At 51.3% G+C, this 14,109-nt stretch carries 8 protein-coding genes, 2 tRNA genes and 2 rRNA genes; all 12 read left to right on the top strand.

Annotated features, from left to right (window positions below; all coding sequences use genetic code 11):
* Positions 1-11 precede the first annotated feature (11 nt).
* The 12 genes from accC (at position 12) to BJL95_RS03490 (ending at position 14,087) form a co-directional block, all read left to right on the top strand.
* Entirely contained in the window at positions 12-1,355 is a 1,344-nt protein-coding gene (accC, locus tag BJL95_RS03435; RefSeq protein ID WP_064031517.1) for an acetyl-CoA carboxylase biotin carboxylase subunit, read from the top strand.
* A gap of 63 nt (positions 1,356-1,418) precedes the next feature.
* Entirely contained in the window at positions 1,419-2,303 is an 885-nt protein-coding gene (prmA, locus tag BJL95_RS03440; RefSeq protein ID WP_071155498.1) for a 50S ribosomal protein L11 methyltransferase, read from the top strand.
* A 234-nt stretch (positions 2,304-2,537) separates the two neighbouring features.
* Positions 2,538-2,948 (top strand): DUF3426 domain-containing protein, encoded by a 411-nt coding sequence (locus BJL95_RS25035; RefSeq protein WP_071155500.1) that lies wholly within the window; start codon positions 2,538-2,540, stop codon positions 2,946-2,948.
* Positions 2,949-2,954: 6 nt separating this feature from the next.
* Complete coding sequence (locus tag BJL95_RS03450) at positions 2,955-4,151, top strand: class I SAM-dependent rRNA methyltransferase (protein ID WP_071155502.1); 1,197 nt, start codon at positions 2,955-2,957, stop codon at positions 4,149-4,151.
* Positions 4,152-4,334: 183 nt separating this feature from the next.
* On the top strand, positions 4,335-4,862 hold the full coding sequence (locus BJL95_RS03455; protein ID WP_064031513.1) for a hypothetical protein: 528 nt from the start codon (positions 4,335-4,337) through the stop codon (positions 4,860-4,862).
* 104 nt (positions 4,863-4,966) lie between these two features.
* Positions 4,967-6,565, top strand: coding sequence for a VPLPA-CTERM-specific exosortase XrtD (gene xrtD / locus BJL95_RS03460; protein WP_071155504.1), 1,599 nt, complete (start codon positions 4,967-4,969; stop codon positions 6,563-6,565).
* Positions 6,566-6,620: 55 nt separating this feature from the next.
* On the top strand, positions 6,621-7,742 hold the full coding sequence (gene gmd, locus BJL95_RS03465) for a GDP-mannose 4,6-dehydratase (protein ID WP_064031511.1): 1,122 nt from the start codon (positions 6,621-6,623) through the stop codon (positions 7,740-7,742).
* 4 nt (positions 7,743-7,746) lie between these two features.
* The gene (locus BJL95_RS03470; RefSeq protein WP_302848338.1) at positions 7,747-8,721 is read left to right on the top strand and encodes a GDP-L-fucose synthase; all 975 of its coding nucleotides are present in this window, start codon (positions 7,747-7,749) and stop codon (positions 8,719-8,721) included.
* Between the two features lie 401 nt (positions 8,722-9,122).
* Positions 9,123-10,656, top strand: a 16S ribosomal RNA gene (locus tag BJL95_RS03475).
* A 60-nt stretch (positions 10,657-10,716) separates the two neighbouring features.
* Positions 10,717-10,793: transfer RNA gene (locus BJL95_RS03480), tRNA-Ile, on the top strand.
* A 32-nt stretch (positions 10,794-10,825) separates the two neighbouring features.
* Positions 10,826-10,901 (top strand) — tRNA-Ala (locus tag BJL95_RS03485).
* A 292-nt stretch (positions 10,902-11,193) separates the two neighbouring features.
* Positions 11,194-14,087, top strand: a 23S ribosomal RNA gene (locus BJL95_RS03490).
* The 16S and 23S rRNA genes sit together here with 2 tRNA genes alongside, the layout of an rRNA operon.
* Positions 14,088-14,109 lie beyond the last annotated feature (22 nt).

Below are 14,109 nucleotides of genomic sequence, written 5' to 3' on the forward strand. Positions count from 1 at the left end.
TAGGGGGGGCTATGTTCGAAAAAATAGTTATCGCCAATCGCGGCGAGATCGCATTGCGCATCTTGAGAGCTTGTCGAGAGCTGGGCGTCAAAACCGTGGCGGTGTATTCCGAAGCCGACCGCGATCTGAAACACGTTCGCTTGGCCGACGAAGCGGTCTGTATCGGTCCCGCCGCGTCGTCGGCAAGCTATCTGAATATCCCGGCCATCATTAGCGCGGCGGAGGTGACCGATGCCGAGGCGATACATCCGGGTTACGGTTTTTTATCGGAAAATGCCGATTTTTCCGAGAAAGTCAGTCAGAGCGGTTTTGTGTTCATAGGCCCTAAACCGGATACCATTCGGATGATGGGCGACAAGATCTCCGCGAAAAAAGCGATGCAGGCAGCCGGGATTCCCTGCGTGCCGGGCAACGGGGACCCGTTGGGAGACGATGACGACACCAACCTGAAAATGGCCAGGGAAATCGGCTATCCGGTGATCATCAAGGCGGCGGGCGGTGGCGGCGGACGCGGCATGCGTACCGTGCATACCGAGAGCGCGTTGTTGAACGCCATCAACCTGACCAAAGCCGAAGCTGGGACCGCATTTGGCAACAGCACGGTGTATATGGAAAAATTCCTGGAAGATCCTCGGCATATCGAATTTCAGGTTTTGGCCGATTCCCATGGCAACGCCATACATCTGGGCGAGCGCGACTGTTCGATGCAGCGCCGTCACCAGAAAGTGGTGGAGGAAGCGCCCGCGCCGGGTATTACGCCGGAGCAGCGCAAACAGATGGGTGAACGTTGCGCATTGGCGTGTCGTGAGATCGGTTATTTGGGTGCCGGCACTTTCGAATTCCTATACGAAAAAGGCGAGTTTTACTTTATCGAGATGAATACGCGGGTTCAAGTCGAGCACCCTGTGACCGAAATGATCACCGGCTTCGATATCGTTAAGGAACAACTGCGGATCGCGGCCGGTGAGAAACTTTCGATTACTCAGGAACAGGTCGTGTTTACCGGCCATGCGATCGAATGCCGCTTGAATGCCGAGGATCCCAAGACTTTTATGCCTTGTCCTGGCGTGATAGAACAATTCCATATGCCGGGTGGCCCGGGGATACGTTGCGAAACGCATATTTACAACGGTTATAAAGTGCCGCCGTATTACGATTCCATGATAGGGAAGTTGATCGCTCACGGCGACGATAGAGCTAGTGCCATTGCCCGAATGAAGACCGCGCTCAGCGAAATGGTGATTGACGGTATTAAAACCAATATTCCGTTGCAGCAGAGTATCATGGCGGACGCGGCATTTGCGCAAGGCTGCCAGAACATCCATTATCTGGAAAAGAAACTGGGTATCCATTAAACCGCTTTCTGGTCTGTTATCGCTTGACGATGACAGGCCGGAAGCTCCTGCTTCGACGTCTTTATGGCCTGGCATCAAATTTCCGTCGTGACCGACGAAGTCACCGCACCCGAAGTATCCGACTTCTTCAGCGAGTTGGGCGCTGTTTCAGTGACTTACAGCGACGCCGAAGACGAGCCAGTTTACGAACCAGCCATCGATCAAACTAAAATATGGACTCGTACCCGAGTGACCGGTCTGTTTGAGTTGGACACCGATCCGGACATCGTCCATACCTTGACGTTTAACCAGTTTGTCGGGCGGCCGCTACAGGAATGGGTAGCGGAAGTGTTGCAAGATCAGGTTTGGGAGCGGGCCTGGATGGAGCATTTTCAACCGATGAAGTTCGGTGAGCGCTTGTGGGTTTGCCCTAGCGGCCAGGAACGGAGCGAATCCGGCTCGGTGTGTATGACGCTGGATCCCGGCTTGGCCTTCGGTACCGGTACGCATCCGACCACGGCATTGTGTCTCGAATGGTTGGCCACGCATTCGGTCGAAGCCATGGATTTGATCGATTACGGTTGTGGATCGGGGATTTTGGCGGTTGCCGGATTGTTGTTGGGCGGTAAGTACGCTCACGCCGTCGATATCGATCCGCAAGCACTGGAAGCGAGTCGCTACAATGCCGAGAAAAATACTGTCCAAGCCAGAATCAATTATTATTTGCCCGAGCAGTTTTCCGGCGTTATCGGCGATGTGGTCGTCGCCAATATATTGGCGAAACCGCTGATCGAATTGGCGCCGTTACTGACAAGCCTAGTTCGGCCGGGCGGAGTGCTGATCTTGTCTGGGATTTTGAATGAACAGGCGGAGGCGGTAGCCGAAGCCTATCGGCAGCAAGGATTGGAGGTTGGGATGCCGATTAGCAAAGACGATTGGTGTAGGCTGGATGCCCGCAAAGTCGGGTGATGCATGTTCGTCCGCTGCCCGCATTGCCAGTTTAGTCAAGCGATCAGTATCGATGAATTAAGAAATTGCCGGGACCTGCTGGTTTGTAGCGGGTGCGGCCGCTGTTTCGACGCGTTACCGAGGCTGAGTGCAATCGCTTCGAATGGCGGCGCGGGCGTTGGGTCGGCGCGGTTTTCCGAAGTGACTGCGGGGCGGAGCGGGTCTCCTAGCTTTTGGGGCTACGCTGCGTTAGTAATGTTGGTCTTGTTGATTGGGCAAATGTTCTATTTCGAAGGCGCCGCCTTGAGCAATCGGCCCTCGATTCGTAGTATTTTGGCGGCCGTATGTTCGGCAGTGCATTGTCAGCTGCCCGCATATCGAAACCTTAAGGCAATGACTTTTCGTCAATTGAATTTGCAAGCCGGGGCGGACCGCAGTTATTTGCTCAGCGGAGCTCTTTCCAATCAGGGGCTCTTTCCGCAAGCGGTGCCAAATTTACGGTTGACGTTGACCGATTTATCCGGAAACGTGATCGCGGAGCGGGTGTTCGGGGCCGAACAATATTTCGAGTCGGGGATGTTGTATCCGGATCAGACCAAGCCGTTTCGTTTACAGTTTGCCGCGCCGGCGACATCCGTCGCTGGTTATGCATTAAATTTACTTTGACTCTGCATGACTTACCCGCAACTTTTTCTAAAAAAGCACGAAGACAAGCGCCTGCGGCAAGGCCACCTTTGGGTGTTTAGTAATGAAATCGACAGCCAAAAATCACCAATGGACGGCTTCGCGGCCGGCGATTTGGTTTGCGTGGTCGATCATGCGGGCAATGCTTTGGGTACAGCCTACTTGAATCCGAATGCCTTGATTTGCGCTCGGCTACTCACTCGGAAAGCCAATGTTAAAATCGGCGAGAAATTTTTTAGGCAACGCTTGCGGCAGGCATTGACATTGCGCGAACGTCTGTTCGATCAACCTTATTACCGGTTAGTGTTCGGCGAAAGCGACGGATTGCCCGGTTTGGTGATCGATCGCTACGGTTCGGTTTTATCGGTTCAAATCACCACGGTGGGTATGGAATGTCACATCGAGCTTTTGGTCAAGCTGTTGGTTGAATTTTTGGCCCCGGAAGCAGTCCTGCTGAAGAACGACACGGGTCAACGGGAGTTGGAAGGATTGAACACGGAAGCGCGGCTAGCTTTTGGGGTGCTGCCCGACCGGTTGGAAATTGTCGAGAACGGTACCCGCTTCTTGATCGATGTGGCGGCCGGGCAAAAGACCGGTTGGTTTTACGATCATCGCAATGCCAGGGCGCGCTTCGCCTCGCTAGTCAAAGGCGCCAGAGTGCTGGATTTGTTCAGTTACGCCGGCGGTTGGGGAATCCAGGCCGCTGTGGCCGGCGCCGCCGAGGTGTGTTGCGTCGATAGCTCGGACTCTGCCCTGACTTTGGCGGCCGCTAGTGCGGGCTTGAACGGAGTTGCCGATAAGATGGGCTTTGTCCGAAGCGATGTTTTCGAATTTCTCAAGCAAGCTCGGGAAGGACGGCGGCACTACGACGCCATCGTCCTGGATCCGCCGGCGTTGATCAAGCGCAAAAAAGATTTCAAGTCCGGTTACGAGGCCTACCGCCGGCTGAACCATCTGGCGTTGCAAGTGTTGGAAGCCGACGGCATTCTGGTATCCGCTTCTTGCTCTCACCATTTGAGCCGGGATAATCTACACGAGATTCTGAGGTCTTCGGCCAGACATATTGATCGGCATTTGGTGTTTTTCGGTGAGGATGGCCAGGGAAGCGACCACCCAATACATCCGGCCGTTCCGGAAACAGAATATCTAAAAACGTTTTTTTGCGCTGTTTCGCCGAGTCTTTGAGTTAGCGATGCCATCAGCGAAGCCTAACCCGTGCGCCTTGTGCGGCCAACCGGTAAAGGTTGGCGGTTTTAAACTGCTGACCGGAGATGGGCTGAAACGGTTTTGCTGCGAGGGTTGTCGCAGTATTTTCCAATTGCTCAATGCCGAGCAAACCATAACAACAATACCCGAGGAGAAACTTAGATGAAAGCCTGCCAATCCTGCGCGGAGCGCGTCAACATCGGATGCCGTCACCAGCAAATGCCCGTTATTTCCAGAGCGATTGGTTTGCTATTCATTTATCTGCCGATCTTGACGCTCCCATTTGTGATTCTCAGTGCCTACCTGACCTACTGGAGTTTAAAACTGGTCGGCGCCGAAAACGTGAAATCTTGGAGTGACTTTTTGCCGGAGCGGGCCAGTCATCGTTATAACTTAAAAAACCAAATTACAATGGATGGGTCGTTTAAGCTCAGCCTGGCCCAGTCCAAATTGTTTTGGATCTTGAATTGCACTTGGTATTGCCCTTACAGCGTTGCGCTGTTCGAATGGCACGCCTACATGGTCAAAGTCGTCGAAAATTGGTGGTGCCCGTTCACCCACGATCGTAAAAACGGATACACGAACGGTGCGATCGATCAATCGTTTTGGCATATTTATCCGGAAGAAAAGGCGAAATTGCACGAAGACGATAAAAACAATCCCATTTTTTCAGAGACTGCGGAAGATTAATCCGGATGTCATCCGCGATTCACGTTGAGCTGGGAAAATGTCCGAGGTTCAGCTGGACGCCCTGACGGACAGTGGCTTTTTTAATTTTTGGAATTTCAAACGGAATGAATACGGAAACAAATAAACCAATATTGGTCTGGGCGTTATGGGGCGGAGCTCTTCTATTGCTGGGTTTGGCGTTTCGCGGCAGTATCGACGAAATGATGACAACTTGGACGAAAAGGGAGGAATACAGTCATGGATTTTTTATCCCCTGTATTTCCGCTTATCTGTTATGGATTCGCCGGCATGAGCTGACCTGGGTTGGCGAAGTTCGGCAGTCCCTAGCGGGATTGGGTTTGTTGGTCATCGCTTTATTGCTGTTGGTACTCGGCGGCCTGGCTACCGTGAAAACCCTGGAACAGTACGGGTTGATTCTGGCCTTGTTCGCAATTTTTACGGCGGCATTCGGAACACAGGGCTTACGCACCGGCGCGGTGCCGCTGTTGTTCTTAATCTTCATGGTGCCGTTTCCGGACTTCATCCTGAACAATTTGTCTTCTAAATTGCAATTGATCTCGTCCTGGCTCGGCGTGGAATTTATCCGTGCCTGCGACATCATGGTGTATTTAGAAGGAAACGTTATCGATCTAGGGGTCTATAAGCTACAAGTGGTTGATGCTTGTAGCGGCTTGCGCTATCTGTTTCCGCTGGCTAGTTTGGCGTTTTTATGCGCCTATCTCTTTAAGGGGCCGTTTTGGCAAAAATTGCTGATCTTTTTGTCATCCATGCCGCTGACCATTTTTATGAACAGTTTTCGCATCGGTGTTATTGGCGTGCTAGTCGATAACTGGGGGACTGATATGGCCGAGGGTTTTTTGCATGATTTCGAAGGTTGGGCGGTGTTTCTGTTGTGTATGGTGCTGCTGTTCGTCGAAATGTGGATCTTTAGCCGAATTAGTGGTCGTCGCCTGTCGATGAACGAGTTGGTGCAAATCCCTGAAGAATGGGGGCGGGCCGAATCTCGAATGCCGCCCGCAGTGCTAAATATCTCAGTCTACGCAGTGCTATGCTTAGTAGTTTTAGGAGGGCTCGCTTCGGAGAAGTTCAAGGGTAGGGAGGATATTATCCCTCAGCGTAAAGCTTTTCTGCATTTCCCGACGCAATTAGGCGACTGGCGCGGACATAATGACTATTTGACTCAATATTACCTGAACGAATTGAAGTTAACGGATTACGTCATCGTTAACTTTGTGCAACAAGGCACCCATAATTCGATCAACTTTTATAGTGCCTATTATCAATCGCAACGTAAAGGCGCGGTTGTGCATTCGCCGCGCAGTTGTATCCCGGGCGACGGTTGGCAGATCGTTAGTTTTGAACAGCGCGAATTTCCGGAAATGCGGATAGGCGATGATTCCATCAAGCTCAGCCGCGCGATCATTCAAAAAGGCGATAGTCGCCAATTGGTCTATTTTTGGTTTCATCAGCGAGGCCGTCAAGTCACCAACGAGTTTTTGGTCAAATGGTACTTGTTTTACGATGCGATTACGTTAAATCGCACCGATGGGGCGCTGATTCGTCTGGTCACTCCGGTCGATAAAGTCGAGGATATTTCGTTGGCGGACAAGCGCTTGCAGGATTTTATGAAGTCACTACTGCCGGTGTTGCCCGAGTACTTGCCGGGTAAAAATGTCGTTCCGATTGTTCGGTCGGCAGGTTAATATCAAGTTTCGTTAAAGGTTTTGTAACAGTACCCCACATGGTAGAGGAGCAATAGTGAATAGAAAGAAAGCATTGGTCACTGGGATTACCGGGCAGGACGGTTCTTATCTGGCAGAGTTTTTGTTGGAAAAAGGCTATGAAGTGCATGGGATCAAGCGGCGGTCGTCGTTGTTTAACACCGAGCGGGTCGACCATATCTATCAGGATCCGCATATTCGCGATCCGAAGTTTTTTCTGCATTACGGCGATTTGACCGATAGTTCCAACCTAACTCGAATCTTGAGCGAAATTAGGCCAGATGAGGTGTATAACTTGGGGGCTATGAGTCACGTCGCGGTATCTTTTGAATCGCCCGAATATACTGCGGACGTCGACGCGATCGGCACGCTTAGATTGCTCGAAGCCATTCGCTTTTTAGGCATGGAGAAACAGACTCGGTTTTATCAGGCTTCGACGTCCGAGCTTTACGGCTTGGTACAGGAAATTCCACAAAAAGAGACTACGCCATTTTACCCGCGCTCTCCTTACGCGGTTGCCAAGCTTTATGCCTATTGGATCACCGTAAATTATCGTGAAGCGTATGGCATGTATGCGTGTAACGGTATTTTGTTCAACCATGAATCCCCGCGCCGGGGTGAGACCTTCGTGACGCGTAAAATCACGCGCGGTCTCAGTAATATCGCTATTGGCTTGGATAGTTGCTTATTCATGGGAAATATGGATTCACTTAGGGATTGGGGGCATGCGAAGGATTATGTCCGCATGCAGTGGATGATGTTGCAGCAAGAACAGCCAGACGACTTTGTTATTGCTACTGGGGTTCAATATTCTGTAAGACAATTCATTGAAATGTCGGCCGGCGAATTGGGCGTGACGATTCGCTGGGAGGGTAGTGGCGTCGAAGAAAAAGGTTATGTTGAGTCTATCGCTGGCGACAAGGCACCCGCATTGCAAGTTGGGCAGAATATAGTTGCGATCGATCCGAGATATTTCAGGCCGGCAGAGGTTGAAACTTTGCTGGGCGATCCGACCAAGGCCAAAGAAAAGCTAGGTTGGGTGCCTCAAATTACGCTCTCGGAAATGGTGGCGGAAATGGTGGCGTACGATCTGGAGCAAGCTCGCAAACACGCTTTGTTGAAAGATCAAGGTTACAACGTTTCGGTAAGTCGGGAGTAATGCGGTGGCCGATGTGGATAAAAAAGTCTTTTTGGCCGGACACCGCGGCATGGTTGGGTCGGCAATACATCGGCAACTGCTGAATGGTGGCTATCGAAACGTTATTGTCAAATCCCACTCTGAGTTGGATTTAACCGACCAGGAGCAGGTTCGCAGATTTATGGGGCAAGAGCGTCCGCAGCTGGTGATTTTAGCGGCGGCTAAGGTGGGTGGGATCCACGCGAACAATGAATATCCAGCGGAGTTCATTTATCAAAATTTGATGATGGAAGCCAATGTAATCCACGAAGCGTGGCGTGCCGGCTGCCGAGAGCTCTTATTTTTAGGAAGTTCGTGTATCTATCCGAAGTTTGCCGCACAACCAATGGCTGAAAGCGCATTGCTGACTGGCATATTGGAGTCGACTAATGAGCCTTACGCTATCGCAAAAATTGCAGGGATAAAGCTTTGCGAGTCTTACAATCGACAATACGGCACGGATTTTCGATCAGTTATGCCGACCAATCTATATGGAGAAAACGACAATTTTCATCTGGACAATAGCCATGTAATTCCAGCGATGATCCGTAAATTCCATGACGCGAAGGTCAACGGTGACGCTAGCGTTACCGTTTGGGGAACAGGCAAAGCAATGCGTGAATTTTTGCATGTCGAGGATATGGCGGCGGCTTGCATATATGTCATGGGGCTGGACAAGCAGCATTACCAATCGGTTACCGAACCCATGTTGTCCCATATCAATGTGGGAACCGGGGTCGATGTGACGATACGTGAACTTGCGGAAACAGTCGGTAAGATTGTCGGTTTCGAAGGAGAGATCGTTTGGGATACAACCAAACCTGATGGAACACCTCGCAAGTTGATGGACAATTCCAAGATCAGAGCATTGGGTTGGCAGCCAAAATTCAACTTGGAAGTCGGATTAAAAGCGACTTATCAGTGGTTTGTGGAAAATCAAGGGCAGTTTAAGGCCTATTGATTGAGCTGATCTAAATCAGAGCCGAAATAACGCTTGACGAGAATTAGAAAACCGCTATAATGAGCGGCTCTTCGTTACTGACTGAGTTAGTGGCGAAGAGCGGCAGGATTTGCCGGGCTTGCGGTAGTGTGTGGTGGCTGGTTTTTCGGAAGTTGTTGGTTTCTGGCTTCGAAAATAAAGTGTTGACACTTTCTGAAAGTTCTGTAGAATATGTCGGCTCAACAGGGCGAGATGCTCTGGCTCTTTAACAAGATGAATCGAAATAATTTGTGTGGGTATGTGTGGCGATACGTTTCTGTTAGAAATTATCGGCGCAGAGAATCCACGTCAATTCGCAAGAAACGACGTTCTGTAGTCGAGCCAAGATTGGATGCTAATCTTATTTAGTATCAAGCATTATTAAACTGAAGAGTTTGATCATGGCTCAGATTGAACGCTGGCGGTATGCTTAACACATGCAAGTCGAACGCTGAAGGGTGCTTGCACCCGGATGAGTGGCGGACGGGTGAGTAATGCATAGGAATCTGCCTATTAGTGGGGGATAACGTGGGGAAACTCACGCTAATACCGCATACGATCTACGGATGAAAGCCGGGGACCTTCGGGCCTGGCGCTAATAGATGAGCCTATGTTGGATTAGCTAGTTGGTGGGGTAAAGGCCTACCAAGGCGACGATCCATAGCTGGTCTGAGAGGATGATCAGCCACACTGGGACTGAGACACGGCCCAGACTCCTACGGGAGGCAGCAGTGGGGAATATTGGACAATGGGCGAAAGCCTGATCCAGCAATACCGCGTGTGTGAAGAAGGCCTGAGGGTTGTAAAGCACTTTCAATAGGAAGGAATACCTGCCGGTTAATACCCGGTAGACTGACATTACCTATACAAGAAGCACCGGCTAACTCCGTGCCAGCAGCCGCGGTAATACGGAGGGTGCAAGCGTTAATCGGAATTACTGGGCGTAAAGCGTGCGTAGGCGGTTGTTTAAGTCAGATGTGAAAGCCCTGGGCTTAACCTGGGAACTGCATTTGATACTGGGCAACTAGAGTTTAGTAGAGGGGAGTGGAATTTCAGGTGTAGCGGTGAAATGCGTAGAGATCTGAAGGAACACCAGTGGCGAAGGCGGCTCCCTGGACTAAAACTGACGCTGAGGTACGAAAGCGTGGGTAGCAAACAGGATTAGATACCCTGGTAGTCCACGCCGTAAACGATGTCAACTAACTGTTGGGTTCTTAAAGAACTTAGTAGTGGAGCTAACGTATTAAGTTGACCGCCTGGGGAGTACGGCCGCAAGGCTAAAACTCAAATGAATTGACGGGGGCCCGCACAAGCGGTGGAGCATGTGGTTTAATTCGATGCAACGCGAAGAACCTTACCTACCCTTGACATCCTCGGAACTTGTCAGAGATGACTTGGTGCCTTCGGGAACCGAGAGACAGGTGCTGCATGGCTGTCGTCAGCTCGTGTTGTGAAATGTTGGGTTAAGTCCCGTAACGAGCGCAACCCTTATCCTTAGTTGCCAGCGAGTCAAGTCGGGAACTCTAGGGAGACTGCCGGTGATAAACCGGAGGAAGGTGGGGACGACGTCAAGTCATCATGGCCCTTATGGGTAGGGCTACACACGTGCTACAATGGTCGGTACAGAGGGCAGCAAACTCGCGAGAGCCAGCAAATCCCAAAAAGCCGATCCTAGTCCGGATTGCAGTCTGCAACTCGACTGCATGAAGTCGGAATCGCTAGTAATCGCGGATCAGAATGCCGCGGTGAATACGTTCCCGGGCCTTGTACACACCGCCCGTCACACCATGGGAGTGGGTTGCAAAAGAAGTAGGTAGTTTAACCTTCGGGAGGGCGCTTACCACTTTGTGATTCATGACTGGGGTGAAGTCGTAACAAGGTAGCCCTAGGGGAACCTGGGGCTGGATCACCTCCTTACAAAGACAGAACACTGTCACACGTACTCACAACAAATTATTTCGATTGAAAGACGCACCTGGGTCTGTAGCTCAGTTGGTTAGAGCGCACCCCTGATAAGGGTGAGGTCGGAGGTTCAAATCCTCCCAGACCCACCAACTAACGAAAAGGCGAAAGTCTGAATCTATTCGGGGCCATAGCTCAGCTGGGAGAGCGCCTGCCTTGCACGCAGGAGGTCGGGAGTTCGATCCTCCCTGGCTCCACCATCACGTGACGTCGATCTTAAGCCAAGATATCAACATCAACGCTATACAGCTTTTCGGTTAATAACCCAAGGCTCGATAGCATTGATATTCGTATCAATACGCTCTTTAACAATATGGAAATCTGTAACCTAAGTCTTGATCGGCTAACGATCAATACTTAAAAACGAGTTGCGGGCGGTAGCCAGCGGCTTTCGAAAGAAAGCGGCCCAAAACCTCCGTAAAACGTTCTCAAGCAACATCAGCGAACATGTCAGCGACTAAAAACCTTAATACAGACGTATTCGGGTTATATGGTCAAGTGAATAAGCGCATACGGTGGATGCCTAGGCAGTAAGAGGCGATGAAAGACGTGGTAGCCTGCGAAAAGCGTCGGGGAGGTGGCAAACAACCTGTGATCCGGCGATGTCTGAATGGGGAAACCCGGCGAGGATAACCTCGTCATCTTTGAGTGAATACATAGCTCACTGAAGCGAACCCGGAGAACTGAAACATCTAAGTACCCGGAGGAAAAGAAATCAACCGAGATTCCCTAAGTAGTGGCGAGCGAACGGGGACTAGCCCTTAAGCTAGGATAAGGTTAGTGGAACGGTCTGGAAAGTCCGGCGATACAGGGTGATAGCCCCGTACACGAAAACCTTTTTTTAGTGAAATCGAGTAGGTCGGCGCACGTGAAACGTTGACTGAATATGGGGGGACCATCCTCCAAGGCTAAATACTCCTTACTGACCGATAGTGAACCAGTACCGTGAGGGAAAGGCGAAAAGAACCGCGGAGAGCGGAGTGAAATAGAACCTGAAACCGTATGCGTACAAGCAGTGGGAGCCCCTTCGTGGGGTGACTGCGTACCTTTTGTATAATGGGTCAGCGACTTACATTTTGTGGCAAGCTTAACCGAATAGGGGAGGCGTAGGGAAACCGAGTCTTAATAGGGCGTTGAGTCGCAAGGTGTAGACCCGAAACCGGGCGATCTATCCATGACCAGGTTGAAGGTGTGGTAACACACACTGGAGGACCGAACCCACTCCCGTTGAAAAGGTAGGGGATGAGTTGTGGATCGGAGTGAAAGGCTAATCAAGCTCGGAGATAGCTGGTTCTCCTCGAAAGCTATTTAGGTAGCGCCTCGTGTATCACTGCTGGGGGTAGAGCACTGTTTCGGCTAGGGGGTCATCCCGACTTACCAACCCGATGCAAACTCCGAATACCAGCAAGTGTCAGCACGGGAGACACACGGCGGGTGATAAGGTCCGTCGTGAAAAGGGAAACAGCCCAGACCGTCAGCTAAGGTCCCCAAATCTATGCTCAGTGGGAAACGATGTGGAAAGGCACAGACAGCCAGGAGGTTGGCTTAGAAGCAGCCATCCTTTAAAGAAAGCGTAATAGCTCACTGGTCGAGTCGGTCTGCGCGGAAGATTTACCGGGGCTAAGCATAGTACCGAAGCTACGGATTCACGCTTTGCGTGAGTGGTAGAGGAGCGTTCCGTACGCCTGCGAAGGTCGATTGAGAAGTCGGCTGGAGGTATCGGAAGTGCGAATGCTGACATAAGTAACGATAAAGGGGGTGAAAAACCCCCTCGCCGTAAACCCAAGGTTTCCTGCGCAACGTTAATCGACGCAGGGTTAGTCGGCACCTAAGGCGAGGCCGAAAGGCGTAGTCGATGGAAAACAGGTTAATATTCCTGTACCAGTTGTAACTGCGATGGGGTGACGGAGAAGGCTATATCAGCGGTCGGTTGGAAGTGGCCGTTTAAGCGTGTAGGCAGGCATCTTAGGCAAATCCGGGATGCTATATGCTGAGGCGTGATGACGAGTGTCTCGAAAGAAACGCGAAGTGATAGATGCCCTGCTTCCAGGAAAAACCTCTAAGCTTCAGGTTACAAGTGGCCGTACCCTAAACCGACACAGGTGGGTGGGATGAAAATTCTAAGGCGCTTGAGAGAACCCAGGTGAAGGAACTAGGCAAAATGATACCGTAACTTCGGGAGAAGGTATGCCGTTGATAAGTGAAGTCCCTCGCGGATGGAGCGTAAGGCGGTTGCAAAAAATCGGTGGCTGCGACTGTTTAGCAAAAACATAGCACTCTGCAAACACGAAAGTGGACGTATAGGGTGTGACGCCTGCCCGGTGCTGGAAGGTTAATTGATGGGGTTAGCGTAAGCGAAGCTCTTGATCGAAGCCCCAGTAAACGGCGGCCGTAACTATAACGGTCCTAAGGTAGCGAAATTCCTTGTCGGGTAAGTTCCGACCTGCACGAATGGCGTAACGATGGCCACACTGTCTCCACCTGGGACTCAGTGAAATTGAAATCGCTGTGAAGATGCAGTGTACCCGCGGCTAGACGGAAAGACCCCGTGCACCTTTACTATAGCTTGACACTGGACTTTGAACCTACTTGTGTAGGATAGGTGGGAGGCTTTGAAGCGGGAACGCCAGTTCTCGTGGAGCCAACCTTGAAATACCACCCTGGTATGTTTGGAGTTCTAACCTCGATCCATTATCTGGATTAGGGACAGTGTCTGGTGGGTAGTTTGACTGGGGCGGTCTCCTCCCAAAGAGTAACGGAGGAGCACGAAGGTACCCTCAGCCTGGTCGGAAATCAGGCAATGAGTGCAAAGGCATAAGGGTGCTTGACTGCGAGACGGACAAGTCGAGCAGGTACGAAAGTAGGTCTTAGTGATCCGGTGGTTCTGTATGGAAGGGCCATCGCTCAACGGATAAAAGGTACGCCGGGGATAACAGGCTGATACCGCCCAAGAGTTCATATCGACGGCGGTGTTTGGCACCTCGATGTCGGCTCATCACATCCTGGGGCTGAAGCAGGTCCCAAGGGTATGGCTGTTCGCCATTTAAAGTGGTACGCGAGCTGGGTTCAGAACGTCGTGAGACAGTTCGGTCCCTATCTGCCGTGGGCGTTTGAGATTTGAGGGAAGCTGCTTCTAGTACGAGAGGACCGAAGTGGACGAACCTCTGGTGTTCCAGTTGTCCTGCCAAGGGCATTGCTGGGTAGCCACGTTCGGACAGGATAACCGCTGAAAGCATCTAAGCGGGAAGCCCCTCCCAAGATGAGATCTCACTGGGACTTTAAGTCCCCTGAAGGGCCGTTGGAGACGACAACGTTGATAGGCACGGTGTGGAAGTCCAGTAATGGGCGTAGCTAACGTGTACTAATTGCCCGTGAGGCTTGACCATATAACACCCAATGCGTTTGGGT

Source organism: Methylomonas sp. LWB (assembly GCF_001856095.1).
GTDB classification, from domain to species: Bacteria; Pseudomonadota; Gammaproteobacteria; order Methylococcales; family Methylomonadaceae; genus Methylomonas; species Methylomonas koyamae_A.